The 19,634-nt window shown below is 34.0% G+C and carries 19 protein-coding genes; 18 read left to right on the top strand and 1 reads right to left on the bottom strand.

Translation table 11 applies throughout. From position 1 onward, the window contains the following. The 16 genes from I6I93_RS01160 to tsaD all read left to right on the top strand — a co-directional run bounded on the left by I6I93_RS01160 (position 1) and on the right by tsaD (position 13,856). Positions 1–633, top strand: coding sequence for a site-2 protease family protein (locus I6I93_RS01160; RefSeq protein ID WP_112890430.1), 633 nt, complete (start codon positions 1–3; stop codon positions 631–633). Next, positions 612–1,358 carry a segregation and condensation protein A gene (locus I6I93_RS01155; RefSeq protein WP_112890429.1) on the top strand — a complete coding sequence of 249 codons (747 nt, stop codon included), beginning with the start codon at positions 612–614 and terminating at the stop codon, positions 1,356–1,358. Before I6I93_RS01160 ends, I6I93_RS01155 begins: the two co-directional genes overlap by 22 nt. After that, on the top strand, positions 1,327–1,854 hold the full coding sequence (gene scpB / locus I6I93_RS01150; protein ID WP_070701937.1) for an SMC-Scp complex subunit ScpB: 528 nt from the start codon (positions 1,327–1,329) through the stop codon (positions 1,852–1,854). Before I6I93_RS01155 ends, scpB begins: the two co-directional genes overlap by 32 nt. Further along, complete coding sequence (locus tag I6I93_RS01145) at positions 1,851–2,558, top strand: pseudouridine synthase (RefSeq protein ID WP_112890428.1); 708 nt, start codon at positions 1,851–1,853, stop codon at positions 2,556–2,558. The genes scpB and I6I93_RS01145 overlap by 4 nt, the downstream gene beginning before the upstream one ends. Beyond that, positions 2,555–3,109, top strand: a complete 555-nt coding sequence (locus I6I93_RS01140; RefSeq protein WP_112890427.1) for a tRNA (mnm(5)s(2)U34)-methyltransferase — start codon at positions 2,555–2,557, stop codon at positions 3,107–3,109. Before I6I93_RS01145 ends, I6I93_RS01140 begins: the two co-directional genes overlap by 4 nt. Then, the gene (locus I6I93_RS01135) at positions 3,106–4,296 is read left to right on the top strand and encodes a BaiN/RdsA family NAD(P)/FAD-dependent oxidoreductase (protein ID WP_112890426.1); all 1,191 of its coding nucleotides are present in this window, start codon (positions 3,106–3,108) and stop codon (positions 4,294–4,296) included. The genes I6I93_RS01140 and I6I93_RS01135 overlap by 4 nt, the downstream gene beginning before the upstream one ends. 83 nt (positions 4,297–4,379) lie before the next feature. Next, the gene (cmk, locus tag I6I93_RS01130; protein ID WP_112890425.1) at positions 4,380–5,000 is read left to right on the top strand and encodes a (d)CMP kinase; all 621 of its coding nucleotides are present in this window, start codon (positions 4,380–4,382) and stop codon (positions 4,998–5,000) included. 3 nt (positions 5,001–5,003) lie between these two features. Continuing rightward, the gene (locus I6I93_RS01125; RefSeq protein WP_112890424.1) at positions 5,004–5,594 is read left to right on the top strand and encodes a lysophospholipid acyltransferase family protein; all 591 of its coding nucleotides are present in this window, start codon (positions 5,004–5,006) and stop codon (positions 5,592–5,594) included. Continuing rightward, the gene (locus I6I93_RS01120) at positions 5,579–7,666 is read left to right on the top strand and encodes a bifunctional 4-hydroxy-3-methylbut-2-enyl diphosphate reductase/30S ribosomal protein S1 (RefSeq protein WP_112890423.1); all 2,088 of its coding nucleotides are present in this window, start codon (positions 5,579–5,581) and stop codon (positions 7,664–7,666) included. Before I6I93_RS01125 ends, I6I93_RS01120 begins: the two co-directional genes overlap by 16 nt. A gap of 234 nt (positions 7,667–7,900) precedes the next feature. Then, positions 7,901–8,506 carry a hypothetical protein gene (locus tag I6I93_RS01115; protein ID WP_112890422.1) on the top strand — a complete coding sequence of 202 codons (606 nt, stop codon included), beginning with the start codon at positions 7,901–7,903 and terminating at the stop codon, positions 8,504–8,506. Then, a complete protein-coding gene (locus tag I6I93_RS01110) occupies positions 8,497–10,716 on the top strand; it encodes a DUF3160 domain-containing protein (RefSeq protein ID WP_112890421.1) in 2,220 nt (739 codons plus the stop codon). The genes I6I93_RS01115 and I6I93_RS01110 overlap by 10 nt, the downstream gene beginning before the upstream one ends. Before the next feature lie 103 nt (positions 10,717–10,819). Next, a complete protein-coding gene (locus I6I93_RS01105; protein WP_112890420.1) occupies positions 10,820–11,353 on the top strand; it encodes a nitroreductase family protein in 534 nt (177 codons plus the stop codon). Further along, entirely contained in the window at positions 11,337–11,795 is a 459-nt protein-coding gene (tsaE, locus tag I6I93_RS01100; protein WP_112890419.1) for a tRNA (adenosine(37)-N6)-threonylcarbamoyltransferase complex ATPase subunit type 1 TsaE, read from the top strand. Before I6I93_RS01105 ends, tsaE begins: the two co-directional genes overlap by 17 nt. After that, the gene (tsaB, locus tag I6I93_RS01095) at positions 11,776–12,450 is read left to right on the top strand and encodes a tRNA (adenosine(37)-N6)-threonylcarbamoyltransferase complex dimerization subunit type 1 TsaB (protein ID WP_112890418.1); all 675 of its coding nucleotides are present in this window, start codon (positions 11,776–11,778) and stop codon (positions 12,448–12,450) included. The genes tsaE and tsaB overlap by 20 nt, the downstream gene beginning before the upstream one ends. Then, entirely contained in the window at positions 12,422–12,856 is a 435-nt protein-coding gene (gene rimI, locus I6I93_RS01090) for a ribosomal protein S18-alanine N-acetyltransferase (RefSeq protein ID WP_112890417.1), read from the top strand. The genes tsaB and rimI overlap by 29 nt, the downstream gene beginning before the upstream one ends. Before the next feature lie 4 nt (positions 12,857–12,860). After that, positions 12,861–13,856 carry a tRNA (adenosine(37)-N6)-threonylcarbamoyltransferase complex transferase subunit TsaD gene (gene tsaD / locus I6I93_RS01085; protein ID WP_112890416.1) on the top strand — a complete coding sequence of 332 codons (996 nt, stop codon included), beginning with the start codon at positions 12,861–12,863 and terminating at the stop codon, positions 13,854–13,856. 302 nt (positions 13,857–14,158) lie between these two features. On the opposite strand, the gene I6I93_RS01080 is transcribed toward tsaD, so the two are convergent. Then, on the bottom strand, positions 14,159–15,676 hold the full coding sequence (locus tag I6I93_RS01080) for an oleate hydratase (RefSeq protein ID WP_112890415.1): 1,518 nt from the start codon (positions 15,674–15,676) through the stop codon (positions 14,159–14,161). Positions 15,677–15,774: 98 nt separating this feature from the next. On the opposite strand from I6I93_RS01080, the gene I6I93_RS01075 reads away from it, so the two are divergent. Beyond that, positions 15,775–18,666 carry an insulinase family protein gene (locus I6I93_RS01075; protein WP_112890414.1) on the top strand — a complete coding sequence of 964 codons (2,892 nt, stop codon included), beginning with the start codon at positions 15,775–15,777 and terminating at the stop codon, positions 18,664–18,666. Between the two features lie 11 nt (positions 18,667–18,677). Beyond that, positions 18,678–19,457, top strand: coding sequence for an inositol monophosphatase family protein (locus I6I93_RS01070; RefSeq protein ID WP_112890413.1), 780 nt, complete (start codon positions 18,678–18,680; stop codon positions 19,455–19,457). Positions 19,458–19,634: the final 177 nt, after the last annotated feature.

Raw genomic sequence — 19,634 nt, 5'->3', positions numbered from 1 at the left:
ATGAATAACTTAGATATTGTATCAATACTAATAAATATTGTTGCCCTAATGGTGGCAATAATTCCTCACGAGATAGCTCACGGTTACGTGGCCTATCTCTGTGGTGATACAACTGCAAAGGATGACGGAAGACTTAGCTTAAACCCACTGCATCACATTGACCCTGTGGGTTTAATTTCTATGGTTATTTTTAGGTTTGGCTGGGCAAAGGCCGTGCCTATTAATCCTTATAGATTTAAAGGAAATAGGAAAGTAGCATCACTTTTAGTTTCTCTTGCAGGAGTCTTCACAAATTTTGTTCTTGGACTAATTTCTGGAATAATTTTAGTCTACTTAAATTACAAGTCATCTGCCTTGGTGCCTCTTTTCACATCAATCTTTTGGTACAATATTATGCTTGGAGTCTTTAATCTTGTGCCTCTTCCACCACTTGATGGGTCAAAGGTCTTGGCGACATTTTTGCCAGAAAATTTAGAATACAAGTTTTATAAGTATGAAAAATATTTTTATTTTGTATTAGTTATAATGATTTTTTCTGGACTTGTTGACAAATTTATTGGACCAATTGTCTATGGAATAATCAATGGAATTATTTCTTTAGGAATTAATTTATGGAATACAATATTGTTTTAAAAACTTATGAAGGTCCAATGGATCTTCTTTTAGATTTAATAAAAGAAAATGAAATAGATATTTACGACATACCGATTTTTAAAATTACTGAAGAATTTTTAAAATACATTGAGAACATGAAGAAGTTAAACCTAACTCTCACTTCAGATTTTATTTTAATGGCTTCAACTCTTTTGGAGATAAAGTCAAAGATGCTCCTTCCAAAGAAGGAGGAGCTTGATGAAGATGGGGAGGTTGAAGATGACCCGAGGCAAGATTTGGTGGAGAGTCTCTTGGAATATAAAAGGTATAAGGAAGCTTCAGAAATTTTAAAAGTTCAGGAAGAATATGAGTCAAAGTCCTTTTATAAGCTTAGGACAGAAATATTTTCCATGAATGAGCTGGACTTTTTAAAGGATTCTAACGTTGATAAACTTTCCCTTGCTTTTTTTAATATTTTAAAAAGATATAAGGACAAGGAAGTTGTGGGAATTGAAAGAGAATATTTCAAGGTGGAAGATGCTGCCAGAAAGATTAAACTTGCCCTCCACAAGAATAAGGAGATAAAATTTAGCGATTTGCTTCATGATATAGTTTACAAGGTGGATGTCATCACTTATTTTTTGGGAATGTTGGAACTTATTAAGAATGAATATATTTATGCAGATCAAAGTGATAATTTTGCAGATATTTTAATAAAAGAGAGAGAGTACAATGGACAGGAACAGGCTGAAATCAATAATTGAATCAATTCTTTTCATCTGGGGCGATCCCATAAGCTTAGAGGATCTTGCATCTACCTTAGAACTTAGGAAGGACTATGCGAGAGAAATTCTTTTGGAGATGAAAGAAAATTATAAGGACGAGACATCGGGCCTAAGGCTTAGGGAAGTTGACGGGAAGTTTCAACTGGGAACTAAGCAAGAAAATGAGCCCTACTTAAAAAACTTGATACAAGAAAAAAATGAAAAAAATCTTTCAAAGCCTGCCCTTGAGACTCTTTCTATTATTGCCTACAAGCAGCCAGTGACAAAGTTAGAGGTAGAAGAACTAAGGGGAGTTAACTGCGACTCAACTATTAAGGGACTTTTGGATTTTGATTTAATAGAAATTTCTGGCAAATTAGATAGGATTGGTCACCCTAATCTCTATTCAACAACAGAAAAATTTCTACAAAAATTTGGGATGGAAAACTTGGAAGAGCTACCTGACTTAAAGGAATTAGAGGAGGAATCTAATTGAGATTACAAAAATATATGGCTCATTGTGGAGCTGCATCGAGAAGAAAGTGCGAAGAATTTATAAAGCAGGGACTTGTTAGAGTTAACGACAAGGTTGTGACAGAACTTGGAACAAAGGTTGATCCCAACGTAGATAGGGTTTACCTCGATGGAAAAAGATTAACACTTGAAGGCAAAAAAGTTTATATGATTTTAAATAAGCCCATAGGAGTTGTAACTTCTGCATCAGATGAAAAAGACAGGCCAACTGTCACTGATCTTGTGCCCGATGATTACAGGGTTTACCCAGTGGGAAGGCTTGATATTGACACAACTGGCCTAGTTTTTCTAACAAATGACGGTCAACTTGCAAATATCATGATGCACCCAAGATATAAAATTGGGAAAAAATATATTGTAACTGTTGAGGGGACTCCCAATGCCCGTGAGCTTTCTCTCTTAAGAGAAGGTCTTGACATTAGGGACTTAAAAACTTCTCCAGCAAATTTAAAAATTTTAAAATCCTTCAAGCAAGATTCCATTCTTGAAATAGAAATTTTTGAAGGACAAAACCATCAAGTTAAGAGGATGTTTGATTATATTGGCCATAAGGTTAAGAAGCTAAAGAGAATTTCCATGGGAGAAATCCAGCTCTTAGACCTTGAGCCAGGCAACTACAGATATCTAAATGAAAAAGAAGTTAAATATCTAAAGGGATTAAAATGATAGTGAAAGAAAAGTATTATGAGATAGTGGATGAAGTCCTATCTCATAATTTTTTAGGAAAAATTGCAGTTGATGCAACTGTTGGCAAGGGCAATGACACATTGAAGCTCTTAGAAGCTGTTGGACAAAATGGATTTGTCTATGGATTTGACGTCCAAGAGGAGGCCATTAATAAGACTAAAGGATTATTAAAAGATTATAAAAATTTTGAATTATTTTTGGACTCCCATGCAAATATTGATAGACTAAAGAGTTTTGACCTGGTAATTTATAATTTAGGATTTTTGCCAGGTTCTGATAAAAAGATTACAACTTTAAGAGACTCAACTATTGAGTCACTGAAAAAGACAACAGACAGAATAAATGAAGCTGGAATAATAATTGTAGTTTCATACTTGGGTCACGAAAACTCTTTTGAAGAGAGAGAAGGCGTCGATGAATTTTTAAAAACTCTTGATCAAAAAATTTTTAAAGTAGAGAAGAGAGAATTCTATAATCAAAAACACAATCCACCCATTGTTTACTTAATCGAAAAGAAGGTGACTAGATGAGAATTGGAATTATAGGAGGAGGACCAGCCGGCATGATGTGTGCCATTAAGGCAGGAGAAAATCATGAAGTTGTCCTCTTTGAAAAAAATGAAAAACTTGGCAAAAAACTATTTATCACTGGCAAGGGAAGGTGCAATCTAACAAACTACACAGACGAAAAAGATTTTATGAAAAATCTTGTGAGAAACCCTTCCTTTATGTTCTCATCAATTTATTCTTTTTCACCATTCACAACTTATTACTACTTTGAAGACCTAGGCCTGCCACTAAAAGTTGAAAGAGGGAACAGGGTCTTCCCAGCAAGTGACAAATCATCTGATGTCATCAAGGCCTATGAGAAAAAGCTTAGACAAGTTGGGGTTGAAGTTAGACTTAATACAGAAGTTACGTCCATAAAAAAAGATGGAGAGACCTTTATCTTAAATGACAGAGAAAAATTTGATAAGGTGGTAATTGCAAGTGGCGGTATCTCTTATAAACTCACAGGGTCAACTGGGGACGGCTACAAATTTGGAAAAGAGTTTGGTCATAAAATCATTGAGCCCAAGCCAGGACTAATTGGAATTAATCTCTCAAATAATTTTGAACTAGCAGGACTTAGCCTAAAAAATGTTGAATTAAGAGTTGAGAAAGATAAAAAAGTTATTTCTAGAGAATTTGGTGAGATGCTCTTCACTCACAGGGGAATATCAGGTCCCATTGTCCTAACGACTTCAAGCAAAATTAATAGACTTAATGATTTTGAACTTTATCTGGACTTAAAGCCAGCCCTTTCAAAAGAAAAGTTGGATAATAGGATCTTGAGAGATTTTGAAGATAATCAAAATAAAAATATTGAAAATGTGATAAGAAATCTTCTTCCAAGAGATTTGATTGCTTATGTTCTTGATTCTGCAAAAATTCCTGGAGACAAAAAGATAAATCAAATTACAAAAGAAGAAAGAGAAGAGCTTGTAAAGACAATTAAAAACTTTAAATTAATTTTTGCTAGTCTCGATGATATTGACAGGGCAATAGTAACTAGTGGCGGAATAGACGTTAAGGATATTGACCCAAAGACTATGGAGTCAAAACTTGTTAAAGGCTTATACTTTATTGGTGAAGTCATAGATATCGATGGACTAACAGGTGGATTTAATATTCAAATTGCAAATTCAACTGGCTACTCCTGCGGCATCAATCTCTAAGCCTTTACTTATTTTCAAAAATAAAATATAATAACAATGATAAGAGTCACTACGCTAAGTAGTGATTTTTTTTGGAGGTAAAAATGAAAATTGCAATAGATGGACCAGCAGGCTCAGGGAAAAGTTCTCTTGCAAAGGAAATTGCAAAGAGACTTGGGGTCTTATACGTTGACACAGGAGCTATGTATAGGGCTATTACCCTTAAGCTTCTAAAGGAAGATGAGTCTTCTTATGAAGATATTCTTAAAAACACAAAAATATCTTTTGAGGGAGATAAAATTTTTCTTGATGGAAGAGATGTCTCAAAGGAAATAAGAGAAAATGAAATTTCTAACAAGACTTCAGAGATGTCCAAAAAGAAAATTATTAGAGACTATCTCGTGAAGATGCAAAGAGAAATTGCAAGTGACAAGGACGTTGTCATGGAGGGAAGAGATATTGGCTCAGTTGTATTAAAAGACGCTGAATACAAGTTTTTCTTAACTGCTGATGTCAAGACTCGTGCCATGAGAAGGTATAAGCAAATTGATGACGACAAGGTATCTTTTGATGAAATTTTAGAGGACTTAAAAGTGAGAGATTATAATGACTCTCACAGGGAAAATTCTCCACTTATTCAAACAGAAGATGCAATTTTAATTGACAGTACAGACTTAAATGCTGAAGAGACAATTGAAAAAATAATTTCTTATATAAAAAGGTGACGTATGTTTTACTTTGCTGTTAGAGGTATTGTGGGATTTTTTATGAGACACATATATAGACTTGAAGTCCATGGAAGAGAAAATATTCCACAAGATTCTGAAAGATTAATAATTTGTGGAAATCACAAGAGCAACCTAGATCCAGTGGCTATTTCAGCAATTTTTGAAAGACAAATTTTTTGGATGGCGAAGAAGGAACTATTCGAAAATAAATTTTTTGGAGGTTTTTTAACTAAGCTTGGAGCCTTTCCCATTGATAGACAAGGGAATGACCTAGCAGCCATAAAAAAATCCCTAAAAATTTTAAAAAATGAAGATGTTCTTGGAATCTTTCCTGAAGGAACTAGGGTAAAGGAAGCTGACTACACGAGAATAAAATCTGGCATAGCCCTTATTGCGCAAAAGACAAATTCAAGAGTCCTTCCAGTTTATATTGAGGGAGACTACAAGCCCTTTAGGAAGACTAGGATTTATTTTAGGGAGCCTGTAAAAATTAATAAGGAAATAAAATATTCTCCAGGGGAGCTTGAAAATATTTCCCAAGACATAATGAGAATAGTGTATGGTGATGAAGTTAAATGGAAATTATTGTAGCTAATAAGCATGGATTTTGTGGCGGAGTAAAAAGAGCTGTTAAGATGGCCTTTGACAATGCAGGTGAGGGAGTCTATTCCTATGGCGACCTTGTTCACAATGAAGGAGTAGTAAAAGAACTTGAAGACTTAGGAGTTGTGACAATTGATGACACCAATGTTGAAAACTCCAAAGTTATTATAAGAAGTCACGGAGTCCACAAGAGGATTTTAGACAAATTAGAAGAAAAGAATAATGAAATAATAAATTGTGTTTGCCCTAAGGTAGAAAAAGTTTATAATATAGTAGATAATTTCTACAAAAAAGGTTATAATATAGTAATTATTGGGAATCAAGACCACCCTGAAGTGGTGGGAATAAATTCTCGATGCAATGACTCTGCAACAATTATTTCAAATTTGGAAGATATAAAAATTCCAGAGGGAAAGCTAGTTATTGTCTCACAAACTACAAATAATGTAGATTTTTTCGAAAAAGCAACAAATCTTATAAAAGATATTTCAAAAGATGAAGTTTTAGTTTATAATACTATATGTAATGCAACTTTCGAGAGACAAGAAAGTGTTAGGAATTTATCAAAAAATGTTGATGCCCTAATTGTACTTGGCGGCAAAAAATCTTCCAACACAAAAAAACTTGCAGAAATTGCGAAATTAAATTGTAAAAATGTATTTTTAATTCAGTCCATTAGAGATATTGATTTAAATATATTTAAAAAATTTAATAAAATAGGTATTACCGCCGGAGCATCCACACCGGAATCGGTAATCAAGGAGGCTGTTAGTAGGATGGAAAATTTTGACAAAGGTGAGATGATGGAAGCCATCGAAAATTCTTTTAAAAGAATTAGACGTGGCGAAGTAGTAACTGGAGAGGTTTTATATATAACTGATTCAGAAGTAATGGTTAATCTTGGATACAGATCAGATGGTATCATTTCAAGAGATGAACTTGCAGGAGGACCTGATGTAAATCCTCAAGATCTTTATGAACAAGGTCAAGAAATTGATGTTTACGTTCTAAAGATGGATGATGGAGACGGCAATGTTGTCCTTTCAACAAAAAGAGTTGCTGACATGAAGGTTTGGGATGAAGTTGAAGAACTTTATAACAACAAAGAAAACATAACAGTAACTGTTAAAAACCAAGTTAAGGGCGGACTTACTGCAGATTACAGAGGACTTAATGCATTTATACCAGCATCTCATGTTTCTGTTAGATTCCAAAAAGATTTAAGCAAATTCATTGGAGAAGAATTCGAAACTGAAATTATCGATTTTGATAAGAGAAAGAGAAGAATTGTTCTTTCAAGAAAGAATGTACTTCAAGAAGAATTAGACAAGATTCGTGATGAAGTATATGACAAGCTTGAAGAAGGAGACATTATCGAAGGAACTGTACAAAGATTAACTAACTTTGGTGCATTCGTAGATGTTGGAGGAGTAGATGGACTTATCCATATCTCTGAACTTTCTTGGAACAGAGTTAAACACCCTTCAGATGTAGTAGCACCTGGAGATGTTGTTAAGGTACAAGTTCTTAATGTAGATAAAGAAAAGAATAGAATCGCACTTGGACTAAAACAAACTATGGAAAAACCATGGGATGTATTTACAAAAGAAGTTAAAGTTGGCGACGTTGTTAAGGGTAAGGTTGTAAACCTACTTGACTTCGGTGCTTTCGTAAGACTTGAACAAGGCGTTGATGGTCTACTTCACGTTTCTCAAATCTCAAGAGAACACGTTGAAAAACCACAAGATAAACTTTCTATTGGTGAAGAAGTTACAGTTAAGGTAACTGACATTGATGAAGAAAATCAAAAGATTTCTCTTTCAATCAAGGCTCTAATTGAACCTGAAGAAAAAGAAGAAAGCGAAGAAGCTAAACCAAGAGAAAGAAAACCTAGAAGAGAAAGAAGAGCTCCAAAGAGAGAAAAGAAAATTGAAGAACCTAAACAAGATGACTTCAACATGACTATTGGAGAAATGCTAGGACTTAATTTCTCAGATGCAAATCTTGACGCTGATCTAATCGACGAAGATGCAACTGAAGAAAACACAGATAATGAATAATAATTCTTATTTGAAATTAAATATTAAGAGAATCTAAAAGAAACTCTTTAAGATATAGAAAACTCAGGAAAATTTCCTGGGTTTTTTATTTTGTAATTTTTTATAATTTAAGATTAAAAATATTTAAATAGAGTTAATCTCATAAAATTTTTGATTAAGTAAGTCTGAAAATTTTATAATAAATAAAAAAACTTTATATAAATAAACTACTAAATTAAATGATATAATAAAAGCATGAAGTACTTAATATTTTTACTTATTTTTTTGACAGGATGTAGAGGCAATGAAGCTCAAGTTATAGATAGTGCAAGCCAAGCTAATCTTTCGGCAGAAATTATTTCTCTAGATGGTGAGTATGGAAGTGAACTGAGGATTAAAAATAAAAACGAAGAATTTATTATTGATGTAAGTGATTTAAAGCCTTGGAAGATTGACTTAGCTAATGTGGATGGAGGTCCAATTGAGCTTGCACTTGGAGTTTATAAGAAGACACCTTTTGATCAAAAGTTTGCCAGGAGGTGTTTCTTATACAATATTGACTTTAAAAATCAAAAGTTAAGGCCAAAATTAAGAATTTCAAGACTATATAATCCCATTAAAGATTTTAACTTATGTGATCTTGATGGAGATGCTTACGATGAAATTATTTCCATAGAAAAAAACCTTGATGGCAATTATCTATTTGGTGTCTATGACTGGACAAATTTCGCTGTCGAGAGAAATTATGGGAGTGAAGTCTTAAAGTCTGAGCCAAAATTTTTAGACAAGGAGAAAAAAGTTGAGATAGATGGAAGCGAGAGAGAATTATATTTAGAAGGAGATGAAGTAAAATGGAAGTAAAGAAAAAAATACTTATAACTTCACTTTTGGCACTTACTCTTTTATCAGCCTGTAAAAATGATAAGGGGACTTTGCCAGAAAAGGAAACTGCAAAGATTGAACTTCAAGACACAAAATTTTTAGATGAAATGGAAAACAAAACTGCTTATATTGATTACAAACTTTCTGAGTTTACACCAAGTATTGAAGACTATAAGGTTGCTGATGATTTTTCCAATGTAGAAAATTTTTCTGACTTTGGAGATTTTACAGAAAAGCAAAAAGAATTGCTAATAAAAAATGGTTTTGTAATAACTAAGCCAAAAAATTTAGAAGACAATGAATACATGGAAGATCCTTGGAATTATGAATTTGACCAAATTCACCAAGTTTATGAAGACAATGAATATAAAGAATTAGCAAGTTTTGTGACAACTGATTCAGTAACTCACATCTTCCATATTTTCTATGATGGATTCTTGAGAAATTTGGAAAAAGAAGAGCTCTATCCAAAATCTATTAGCTTAAATCAAAGTTTGCTTGCAGAAAATATAAATCTTTATAAGGAACTTAAAAACGATAGGCTAAAAGAAATTCAAAATAGAAACATTGCCTTTATAGCAACTGGCCTTAAGCTCTTGGGAATTGAACCAGAAAACTTACCTGAAGAAGCCAAGAAAATTTATGAAGAAGAGATAAAAAAGGCAAGCACTGAAGAAATTACTTCTTCATCCGTAAGTGGAAGGGATGTAGATTTTTCACAACTTAAACCAAGAGGTCACTACACAAGAAGTGAAGAATTAAAAAAATATTTTTCAGGCACAATGTACTTTGGTCAAGTTGGACTATTTATAGAGAATGAAGGCAAGCCTGATGAAGACAGTATCTTGCAAGGACTTCTTCTAACTTATTCAATTTATAAAAATCCTGAAATTTTAAAAAATTGGGAAGACTTAGTTGAACCAATTGACTTTATGGTTGAGTCTGCTGATGACCTTTCCATAAGAGAATTTGCAAGAACACTTTATGGAGTTTATGGAAAAGATTTTGACATTAATAAACTAGATGACAATAAAAATTTAAAAGATGTCTACACAGTATTAAAGTCATATCCAGACCCACAAGTGGCAGGTTTTATGGGCAAGTCCTTTAGGTATATGCCACAAAGAGCAGTTATGGATAGCGTATTGATGCAAAATGTTGTTGATATTGCGAGCCAAAATCACCCATCTGATAGACCAATATATTCTGGCTTGGACCTTATGGCTGCCTTTGAAAATGAAAAGGCGAGAGAAATTTTAGATAATGATTCCTACAATTCTCACTGGGATAAGTACAAGGAAAAAACTGATGAAAATATTTCAAGTGTGAAGAAGATGGAAGACTTAGACTGGCAAAAAAATATGTACCGTGGATGGCTATGGATGCTAAAGTCCTATGACCAAAAATTTGGAGAGGGCTATCCAATGTTTATGAGAAATGATGCTTGGGAAAGAAAGGACCTAGTATCTGCTCTTGGTTCTTTTGCAGAGTTAAAACACGACACAGTTTTATATGGCAAGGCAGTCATGGCTGAAATGGGTGGCGGAGGAGAATTCGAAATTCCAAAATCCTATGTTGAACCAAATGTAGAACTTTACGAAAAATTAAATTGGCTACTTGAATTTACTAAGGTAAATTTAAAGAATCGAAACATGCTAAGTGAAAAGTATGAAGAAAAAATAAATAATTTCCAAGCTATGGTTATTAAATTTAGAGATATTTCAATTAAAGAACTTCAAAATGAAGAGCTTACAGAAGAAGAAATATCAGACCTATATTTCATTGGTGGAGAAATGGAAATGCTAATGGTTGACTTTGTTGAGTCCTCTGATGAATATGAAATTTCTGGCTGGTATGAAATACAAAATGCAACAGACAGGAGGATGCCAGTAGTAGTTGACCTAATGAGAGTTGTGGAAAATAGTGTGGGTCTCCCAGAAGGAGAAATTTCTCATATAGGAACAGGCAAGCCTATGGAAATTTTTGTAATCTATCCTCACCAAGATAAACTTTACATGGGTAGGGGAGCAACTTTCTCTTACTATGAATTTTTAAATAAGGAAAGACTTACTGATGAAGATTGGCAAAAGATGGTTTACGATGAAGAAACTGATTTTCCATCTTGGTATAAAGATCTTGTGACAGAAGAGAAGAAGGCCATTGAATATAATTATGACTCATATTATTGAGAAGAAATGTATTAAAAGTGATTAAAGAGGGCTAGCCCCTCTTTTTTCTTGCAAATTTTTAAATTTAAAATTACTATGTGTTATAATATTTTGAGGTGATAATATGCTTTTAGATTTAGTTGAAAAAAGAAGAAGTATAAGAAAATTTACTGATGAAAAAGTTTCTGAAGAAGACTTGAGAGAAATTTTAACTATTGCACTTCATGCCCCAACGGCAAAAAACAGAAACCCAGTTAGATATATAATTATTAGAGATAAAAAAAGATTGGAAGAACTTTCTAATTATAAGGTAAACAGTGCCAAGTTCTTGGCTGGTGCTGATGTCGCTATTGCTATAGTAACTGATAGCGAGATTGCACCAAACACCAACCACCAAGACGCATCTATTGCTGCAACTTATATCTTACTTGCAGCAACTGACTTGGACCTTGGGGCAACTTGGGCCAACGTGACTGATTCCAAACACGAAAGTGGAATTCCTGCCCAAGAATTTTTGCACAAGTTCTTTGACCTTGAAGACAAGTTTGATGTTGAGTGCATAATCGGCATAGGTCATCCAGCTGAAGAAAAGTCAGAGAAAGTTCCCTTTGAATATTCTGAAAATGTATTTGAGGATTTACATGATAAGCTTAAATAATTTAGAAGAGACAGAAAAATTTGGACTCATTCTTGGAGAAAACTTAAGACCAGGAGATGTTGTCTGCCTTAATGGTGACTTGGGAGCGGGGAAGACCACTCTTACAAAGTCTATTGCCAAGGGACTTGGGATTGATGACTATGTGACAAGTCCTACTTTTACAATTGTAAATGAATATTACGGCAAGATTGACTTATACCACATTGATACCTATAGGCTTGACGACATGGTTGATGTTGACTATCTTGGTTTTGATGAATATTTTTATTCTGATGGAGTTACCATAGTTGAGTGGGCAGAAAAAATTAGGGATGCCCTACCAGAAGAATATATGGAGATAAACATTAAGTCCCATGATGATAAAAGAGACTTAGCTATAAAGTATGTTGGAAATAGATTTGATGAATTGAAGGAGAAATTAGATGAAAGTTTTGGGAATTGATACTTCCACAAGAACAACTGCTATTGGGCTAATCGAAGACGATGAAGTCCTAGCTGAATACAACTTAAGGGGTCGAGTTTCTCATTCAGAATCTGTGACAGATATGATTGAAGAAATTTTCAAAAAGTTTGAATTTTCTCTAGAAGATATTGACCTAATTGCAGTGGGAATAGGACCAGGATCCTTTACAGGACTTAGGATTGGAATTACTATTGCCAAGGTCTTGGCCTTCTCACTTGATAAGGACTTAATTGGAGTTTCTTCTCTTGTAGCAAATGGGATGTCAGACTACGGCAAGGTTGCTACTATTGTCGATGCGAGACGTGGAAATGTATATGGCTCTATAATTGACAATGACAAGGACCCAGAAGTATTATTTGAAGACTCCCTCTTGCCCTTTGAAAAGTTTAAGGAAGAGTTAAATAAGTGTGATGAAGTCACTCTTGTGGGACTCGATGCAGAAAAATTCCTAGAAGAACTTCTTCAGGCAAAATTATCCAAGAACAAGGGTATGAAAGGGACTAACATTGCAAGACTTGGATTAATCCAATACAAAAAGAATGGTCCCGTTGATATCTTTAGTCTTGTACCGAATTATTTAAAACTTTCTCAGGCAGAGGCCCAGTATGAAAAAAATCACGAGACTGGCAAATAAGTCTGACATAGATAGGATTCACGAAATCGAAGTTGAGACCTTTGAAAATCCCTGGTCGAAAAAATCCATCGAGAACGCCGTAGTTTTTGATGAACTTTCAGATATTTTAGTAGTTGAAGTTGATGGTGAAATAGGCGGATTCATTTCTTTTATGAGGATTTATGATGAAATTCACATAGGAAATGTTGCTGTTGGGAAAAAATATCGTGGACAAAAACTTGCAAATGACCTTTTTGAAGGTTTAATTGATCTTGCAGAAAGAGAATCTTACAAGATGACCCTGGAGGTTGAAAAGTCAAATAGGGTCGCCTTTAATTTATATAAAAAGTTTGGATTTACAATCCAAGGAGTGAGAAAAGATTATTACGGCATTGACAGAGATGCCTATATAATGTGGAGGGAGTGATGAGATGAAAGTTTTGGCAGTGGAATCCTCTTGTGATGAAACTTCTGTTGCTGTTGTTGAAGACGGACGAAAAGTTTATTCTAATGTGATTGCATCCCAAATTGATACCCACAAAAAATTTGGTGGAGTTGTACCTGAAATTGCATCAAGACAACATGTTGAAGCTATTAACACAGTCTTAAAGGAAGGACTTGACGAGGCAGGAGTGGACCTTAAGGACATAGATATTATTGCAGCCACAAAGGGGCCAGGTCTTATTGGAGCCCTACTTGTGGGCCTAAGTGCAGGAAAGACTCTTGCCCTTGCAACAAATAAACCCTTTGTTGGGGTCAACCACATTGTGGGACACGTTTGTGCAAATTATATTTCCTTTAAGGACTTGGAGCCGCCCTTTATTGGACTAATAATTTCTGGTGGCCATACCTACTTAATTGAAGTCAAGGACTATGTTGACTTTACTCTTCATGGAAGAACTGTGGACGATGCAGTGGGTGAAGCCTTTGACAAGGTGGCAAGGTCTATGGGGATTGGTTATCCAGGTGGGCCTATAGTTGATAAGCTTGCAAAAGAAGGCAAGGAAACTATAGACTTCCCAAGGGTAATGATCAAGGAAGATAATTATAACTTCTCTTTTTCTGGCCTCAAGACTGCAGTCTTAAATTATTTAAATTCAACTAAGCTTCGTGGAGAAGAAATTGTCATAGAAGATGTGTGCAAGTCCTTCCAAGAGGCAGTGGTTGACGTCTTACTTGAAAAATCTTTTAGACTTGCAAGAGAAAAGAATATGGATAAGATTGTCCTTTGTGGTGGCGTTTCAGCAAACTCTAGGATAAGAAAAGCCTTTGAAGAAGAAGGCGACAAAGAAAATATTAAAATTTTCTATCCTGACTTAAAGCTCTGCACAGACAATGCTGCTATGATTGCATCAGCAGCTTATTATGAATATATGGCTGGCAATCTTGATGAAAAAAATTTTGCAAATCCAAATTTAGGTTTGTAATAAGTTAGATATTAAAAAATCTAAGTCTATGAATTAAAATGTTTCATGGCTTAGATTTTTTATTTTTTTAATTTTCTAGGCTTGTAAAAAGTTGTGGGCTTATAATAAATTGTAAAGTCGTAATTTTTAATAGGGTCGTAATTATTTATTAAGTCATAATTATTTGTAAAGTTATAAATATTTAATAAGTCACAAGTATTTTAAGGCTTGGCAATAATTATGGACTCACAAAATTTTTATACTTATAAAAAACATCTTAAAACTTAATAGAAAATAAAAAAAGTGCATCTCTGCACTTTTTTTTATAAGCTATTAAGGAATTTTAAAATTTCCATTTTTGTAAGATTATTTTCAAAAACTTCTAGGTGGTCAATTCCCATTAGCTCGTGGGAACTTTTTAATCCCATTTTAATTAATTTTTCCACTGAGTATAGTTCTCCAAAGTCAGAAGACTTTGATGATAGGAAAATTAAATTTGAAATTTGATTTATATTTTTAGTGTAAACTTCTCCTGAGACCTTCTTGTAGTTTTCCATAAGGGATATGGAGACAGATTTTAGCTTAAGTCTCAATTCGCCATAATGGTCCTCAAGTCCAAAAAGTTTTATTAGCTCAAAGAAAAAGTCTTCGCCGTTGAGGGCCTTAAATACATCTCCAACAAAGATTGAATTCTTGTTGGGGTTTATGACCTTTAAGATAATTCTATTATCAAAGACCTTTGCAGAAATTCCTGCCTTAGATTTAAAAATAAAGAAGTCACTATCTCTTAGATTACTTTTAATTTTTTCCAAGAAAATCGGTTCAGAGAAGTTAAAGTTTACGTATAAAATTCCCGAATCGGAAGTCTTTCCCTTAATTTCCTTGTAGATGTCCCCAGTTGACATTTTTTCTCCAGAATAATAAGTGTTTAAAATATTTTCTGGAACTTCTCTTATGTTGCCAAGGGATAGGTTATCCAAATAAGTTGGAGACTCAATGGATATAATATCCTTTAAGTCAGTATAGACTTCCTCAACCTGTTCATCCTTTTCAAAGACAAGCTTGCTTACATGAGTTTTTTCTGACGAAAATTCAAGAAACTTGTAGCCATGGAAGAAGTTGACTCCTCTTTCCTCTAAATAGGAGCGAAGCTTCTCGTAAATAAGCTCGCTGTCTAAAGTAAAGTAAGATTGAGAACCAATATAATCAAGTAGACCTTCTCTAAGCTCTTTAACTGGAGAAGTGGCCTTTAAATTGTAAATATTTGCTAAGTAATAGTAAAAGTTTGATTTCAAGAAGTCTGAAAACAAGAAGTATTTTTCAATACTTGACTGAGTTTCCAAGTCAAGGGGAGAGAGCATTAGCTTGTAAATTTTTTTCTTGCTGGCTTCATCAAGCTCTTCTATCTTATAGGATGAATTCATTGACAAGTCCATAATCCTTGGGCTTTCTTTTTTTGCAATTTTTTCATATATTTCAAGAATTTCTTCTTCAGTCATTATATTTTTTAAAAGTTCGAGAGTGTTCTTAAAGTTATATTCAGAGAACCTATTGTCAAAAGTCACATAGGTATTTTCATCTTCATTTATATTTGTAAATTCATTAAAAGCTTTTGTATAAATATTTATATTTTTTGGGTCTAAGTTTGCGTGGTTAATAAGTCCATAGGCAAGAGCCAGATTGCCAAAGCCATCTCCCAAGAGATAGGCAAGGGACTCTTCGTCACGATTTGGCATTAGGACCTTTACTTCATCATCAGAAGCTTTTTTTGCAGCAAATATGGCTGCTGAAATTGTGGCAGCTGCAAAAGCTAGTTTTTTGATGTCATTTTTTCTTGACATAATTTCACCTCTCTTAGCCTTTACCCAATAAATAGCCACTTAATTCTAGTTTGTTAAATTGTTTTTTAACAAGTATAATGGACTTTGGAGGGATTAACTTGAATAATTATAAATTAATCGAAGAAAAATATATAGACGAGGTTGCATCTAATTGTAAGGTCTATACTCATATAAAGACAGGAGCAAGAGTCTTAACTCTTGAAAACAATGACGACAACAAGGCCTTTGGGATTGGCTTTAGGACACCACCTGAAAGAGGAAATGGTGTTTGCCACATTGTTGAGCACTGCGTTCTTTCTGGCTCAAGAAAGTTTAAGACAAAGGAACCTTTTATGGATTTAATTAAGTCATCGCTACAAACATTTTTAAATGCCATGACTTTTCCAGACAAAACAATTTATCCAGTTTCATCAAGAAATGAAAAAGACTTTTACAACTTAATGGATGTCTACCTTGATGCAGTTTTTCACCCAGCAATTTATGAAGAAGAAAAAATTTTTCTTCAAGAAGGCTGGCACTATGAACTAAAGGACAAGGAGGACGACTTAAAATACAATGGAGTTGTTTATAACGAGATGAAGGGAGTTTACTCTGCATCAGAAAACCTTGTGTCAGATGCCATGGTCTTTGCCCTTCATGAAGACTCATCCTATGGAGTTGACTCTGGTGGGGATCCAAAACTTATTACAAGCCTAAGCTACGAGGAGTTTAAAGACTACCACAAAAAGTACTACCATCCATCAAACTCCTACATTTACCTTTATGGAAATCAAAATATGGAAGAGGCCTTGGACTTTATTGACAAAAATTATTTACAAGACTTTGACAAAGCTGAAATTAATTCTGAAATAATTTTAAATGATGAAATCAAAAAAACTAAGGATGTGGAAATAACTTTTTCTGCATCAAAGGAAGAAATGAAGGACAAGATAGATTATTTATCCAAGGGTTGGACTCTTGGCTATGCTGACTCCAAGATGGATGTCTTTATGCGTGACTTCTTGGCAGAACTTTTAATTGATGCTCAAGGGGGACCACTTAAGAAGGCAATCTTTGATGCAGGACTTGCTGAAGATGTCTATTCAGAAACTTCTTCATCACTTCCTCTAGATCTATCAATTGTCTTAAAAAATACTGAGGCCGACAAGAAGGATGAATTCTTAAAACTATTGAGAGAAAGTCTTGAAAAATTAGTTGAGGAAGGAATCGACAAGGACCTACTTGAAGCAACTTTAAATAAGTTTGAATTTATCTTTAGAGAAGGTGGAGGAACTCAAAAGGCAATAATATATTATATTAGGGCTCTTAATTCTTGGTTATATGACCAGTCACCACTTGATGCCCTTTACTACAACGACGTATTAAGTGAAGTTAAGGAAAAATTAAATGATGGTTTTGTGGAAAATTATATCAAGGAAAAATTATTGGACAACGAGTATTCTGTCAACCTAGTTGCAAGACCAGAGCTAAATAAAAATCACAGGGAAGAGGAAGAATTAAAGAAAGAACTTCAAGAACTCAAGGCAAAAATGTCTGATGAGGAAATCCAAGAAATTGTAAAAAAATCTAGAGACCTTGAAGAATATCAAAATCAAGAAGACTCACAAGAAAACAAGGACACAATTCCTTCTCTAGAATTATCTGACATTGACGAAAAGGTCACTGAATACCCAGTGGAAGAAGACAAGCTTGGAGATGTAGTTTATTTAAAAACTCACCAAGAGACAAATGGAATTGTCTACACTACACTTTCTCACGACATTTCCTTTATTGAAAAAGAAGATATGGAGACAATGTCCCTTCTGCTTTCACTAATTGGACTTATCGACACAAAAAATTACACTTATGAAGAATTAAATAACGAGATCTACAAGGCAACTGGGGGAATTTCCTTTAACCCATCTGTTTATGTTGATGCTAAGGACAAGGAAAAATACGTCCTTAGGATGAATATCAAGATGAAGTCTACTGCCGATAAGCTAGGAAGAGGTCTTGAAATTATAGATGAAATCACGAATAATTCGCTTCTTGATTCTAAAAAGAGAATTAAAGAACTTTTGAATATTTTAAAATCAAGAATTGAGTCCACAATGTTACAAAATGGCCACCAATTCATAATTTCAATTTTAAAATCCTACTACTCAAGAGTTGCTGACATCCAATCACATATTGGCGGACTAAATTATTACGACTTCATGAGAGATTTAGTAGAAAACTTTGAAGAAAAGTGGGAAGATTTTGAGAAAGAGTCAGAAAAAATCTATGAAAAACTCTTTGTTAGAGATAATTTAATTATTTCGACTGCAGGAAACCTAGAAGACATAAATAATATTAAGCCTGAGCTTGAAAAATATATCAATTCCTTAGAAATGAAAAATATTAAGCCAGCAGATTATGAATTCGAAAGAAATAATAAGAATGAAGGACTTTACACTACTTCAAATGTTGTATATGTATCAAAGGGTTACAACCTTGAAGACTTGGGTCTAAAATACAGGGGAGACTTAACAGTTCTTGCAAATATTTTAAACTCATCCTACCTGCACAATGAAATCAGAGCCAAGGGTGGTGCCTATGGTGGAGGAATCACTATAGGAAGGTCTGGCGACATGGCAACTTATTCTTACAGGGACCCTAACTTAAAAAATACTGTTAAGGTTTATGATTCTATTGGAAACTTTGTAGAAAATGTAAAAATGTCAGATGAGGATCTTAAAAACTTCATTATTGGATCAATGAATTCCTTTGACCCACTACTTTCTCCAGAACAAGTGGGAGACATCAACCTTTCAAGATTTATTACAGGACTTAAAGTCGAAGATTTAGAAAAATCCAAGAAGGAAGCCTTAGAAACAAACTTAGAAAAATTAAATTCCTATGGAAAAATCTTTGATGAAGCCATGAAGAAAAATTATCTTGCAGCCTTTGGTAGTGAAAATATAATTAGAGATGGAGAAGATCTCTTCAAGGAAATAAAATCAATTAAGTGAGTGGAGGAAGAATGATAAATTATCAAGAAATTTTAAGTGAAATAGAAAAGCTAATGAAGGAAGCCTCCAAAATTTTCTTTGACCTAGACCCTCAAAATAATTTTGAGATGAAGGGAAGGAATGACTTTGTAACAGAAGTTGATTTTAAGGTCCAAGAAGTTTTAGAGGAAGAACTTTTAAAATTAATAGAAGGCTCCAACCTCTTGGCAGAAGAAAAGGGCAAGTCAAGTGCAGATATAAAGGATTACACTTGGGTCCTTGATCCTGTTGATGGGACAAGCAACTTGGTCCATGGTTTTCAACATTCAGTTATTTCTCTTGCACTTATGGAAAAATCTGAATTTGTCATAGGAGCAGTCTATGATCCTTATAGGGATGAATTTTTCTCAGCAATAAGGGACCATGGAGCAAAATTAAATGGTAAGGAAATCAAAGTTTCATCCAATGAAGAATTTGCTAATTCATTAATTGGTGCAGGAACAGGTGGAGGAAGACTGGGAAGAGTTGATGAGACTTTTGAAATGATGAGATATATTTATGAGAACACTAATGGGATAAGACGAATTGGGTCTGCAGCCCTTGAGATGTGTTACTCAGCTTGCGGAAGGTATGATGCCTTTATTGAAGACGACTTAAATCTTTGGGACTATGCTGCTGGAACTTTAATAGTGAGAGAAGCTGGAGGGCAAGTAATCAATATGTATGGAGAAGAAGTCTCTTCTGAAAGAAGGGGCGGAATAATTTCTGGAAGCAAGAAGATAGTGGATGAACTTAGAAGATTCACCTATTAAAAATTTATTTCATTTTTGGGTTTTAAATGTGAAATAAAAATTTTAGATTAAGGAGTCAGGTAACTGGCTTCTTTTTTATTTCTTATAGAAGAAGAGCTGTATCTTTGCTATAATTATTTTTAGAGAAAACGAATTCCTAAATTAAAGTTTTCTATATTTTGAATAAACAAGAGAGAC

Source organism: Peptoniphilus harei (genome assembly GCF_016726485.1).
GTDB classification, from domain to species: Bacteria; Bacillota; Clostridia; order Tissierellales; family Peptoniphilaceae; genus Peptoniphilus_A; species Peptoniphilus_A harei.
This window is presented reverse-complemented; position numbering and strand designations above follow the sequence as displayed.

Coding starts and splice junctions, on each gene's coding strand:
- I6I93_RS01105 (WP_112890420.1), top strand. CDS start 10,820: ATGCTTTTAGATTTAGTTGAAAAAAGAAGAAGTATAAGAAAATTTACT.
- tsaB (WP_112890418.1), top strand. CDS start 11,776: ATGAAAGTTTTGGGAATTGATACTTCCACAAGAACAACTGCTATTGGG.
- I6I93_RS01140 (WP_112890427.1), top strand. CDS start 2,555: ATGATAGTGAAAGAAAAGTATTATGAGATAGTGGATGAAGTCCTATCT.
- I6I93_RS01135 (WP_112890426.1), top strand. CDS start 3,106: ATGAGAATTGGAATTATAGGAGGAGGACCAGCCGGCATGATGTGTGCC.
- I6I93_RS01120 (WP_112890423.1), top strand. CDS start 5,579: ATGGAAATTATTGTAGCTAATAAGCATGGATTTTGTGGCGGAGTAAAA.
- rimI (WP_112890417.1), top strand. CDS start 12,422: ATGAAAAAAATCACGAGACTGGCAAATAAGTCTGACATAGATAGGATT.
- I6I93_RS01125 (WP_112890424.1), top strand. CDS start 5,004: ATGTTTTACTTTGCTGTTAGAGGTATTGTGGGATTTTTTATGAGACAC.
- I6I93_RS01115 (WP_112890422.1), top strand. CDS start 7,901: ATGAAGTACTTAATATTTTTACTTATTTTTTTGACAGGATGTAGAGGC.
- I6I93_RS01160 (WP_112890430.1), top strand. CDS start 1: ATGAATAACTTAGATATTGTATCAATACTAATAAATATTGTTGCCCTA.
- cmk (WP_112890425.1), top strand. CDS start 4,380: ATGAAAATTGCAATAGATGGACCAGCAGGCTCAGGGAAAAGTTCTCTT.
- tsaD (WP_112890416.1), top strand. CDS start 12,861: ATGAAAGTTTTGGCAGTGGAATCCTCTTGTGATGAAACTTCTGTTGCT.
- I6I93_RS01070 (WP_112890413.1), top strand. CDS start 18,678: ATGATAAATTATCAAGAAATTTTAAGTGAAATAGAAAAGCTAATGAAG.
- I6I93_RS01155 (WP_112890429.1), top strand. CDS start 612: ATGGAATACAATATTGTTTTAAAAACTTATGAAGGTCCAATGGATCTT.
- I6I93_RS01110 (WP_112890421.1), top strand. CDS start 8,497: ATGGAAGTAAAGAAAAAAATACTTATAACTTCACTTTTGGCACTTACT.
- I6I93_RS01080 (WP_112890415.1), bottom strand. CDS start 15,676: ATGTCAAGAAAAAATGACATCAAAAAACTAGCTTTTGCAGCTGCCACA.
- scpB (WP_070701937.1), top strand. CDS start 1,327: ATGGACAGGAACAGGCTGAAATCAATAATTGAATCAATTCTTTTCATC.
- tsaE (WP_112890419.1), top strand. CDS start 11,337: ATGATAAGCTTAAATAATTTAGAAGAGACAGAAAAATTTGGACTCATT.